The following is a 1,159-nucleotide window of genomic DNA, read 5'->3' on the forward strand; positions in this document are numbered from 1 at the left end:
CTAAATAGCTGCGCCTAATACCGCTACACTTTTGCCAGTCCATGTTTACCGCCGGGGAATGGGCTAGCGGTTTCCATAAAGTGCCTTACCTTTTGCAGTAGTTGCCACATTGAACGGCATTGATGGTTCCGGGTTATCGTGTCATGCAGTGCCTGCCATAACCGCTCAACGTGATTTATCCATGGCGAGTAAACCGGCTGGTAAATAACACTGAACTTTGGGTTTGCTTTCAACCAACGCTGTGTTTCATGGCTTTTGTGGATAATGTAATTATCCACGATAAGTGTGATAGTTTTTGCCCGCCGGTAAGTCGCCTTCAGATGCATTAACAGGCTGATAAATAAGGCTGAACTTTTGCTGCTGCCACCCACATAGCTGACTTTACCTGTACCGCTGTGCAGCGCTCCTGCCAGATAGTATTTTTCATTCTGCCCCGGTGTGACAACGCGCTTTTGCTGCCCGCGCAGCTGCCAGTCCGCGCCGATTTTGGGATTGAGGTGAATATCCACCTCATCTTCATAAAAGACTGGATGCGCTGCACTGCATTTTTCCAGTGCACCCTGTATTGCGGCCATTTTTTCTTCTTTATGCGGGTCACGGATACGTAATGTAGGTGCAGCCCTGCGCCATACCAGACCTGCTGCGGGTAACCAGCGACGAAGAGTTCCGGCATGTAACTGGCATCCGGTTATCTCATTGATTTTTATTGCCAGTAACTCCGTGCTCCAGCGTGAGCGTTGATAGCCAAAATCGCCGGGAGAGTGTTTTACCAGCTCACGTAATAACGTGCAGATATGCTCAAAGGGCCAACGTCGAGAGCGTCCTGCGGGTAGGGATGTCAGACCTTCAACACCTGACAGCGTAAACCAGTTAATCCAGCGGCCCACAGAGGAACGGGCGCAGCAGAGCGTTCGGGCAACATCGCTGACACGTTCGCCTCGGTGCAACATCAGCATGGCAGTGAGTCTGCGGGCATGATTTTTATCACGCGTTTTATGAATCGTTTTCTGCATCAAGCGTCGTTCGGTTCGGGGAATGGGTGCTATGATCGGCATCGCTCAGTCCGGTTGGTGGTTTGTTTCTTTTTGGCGATTGATCAGATCGCACAATCCGGGCTGAGTTCCCTTAAAGTGATCTACTATTCCGCGCAGCTATTTAG

At 50.6% G+C, this 1,159-nt stretch carries 1 protein-coding gene; it reads right to left on the reverse strand.

Going from position 1 to position 1,159, the window contains the following annotated elements; translation table 11 throughout:
* Nucleotides 1-23: 23 nt before the first annotated feature.
* Complete coding sequence (locus B9Y90_RS26250) at nt 24-1,055, reverse strand: IS630 family transposase (RefSeq protein ID WP_085543193.1); 1,032 nt, start codon at nt 1,053-1,055, stop codon at nt 24-26.
* Between the last annotated feature and the right edge of the window lie 104 nt (nt 1,056-1,159).

The organism is Cedecea sp. NFIX57 (assembly GCF_900177785.1).
In the GTDB taxonomy this organism is placed as follows: domain Bacteria; phylum Pseudomonadota; class Gammaproteobacteria; order Enterobacterales; family Enterobacteriaceae; genus Cedecea; species Cedecea neteri_C.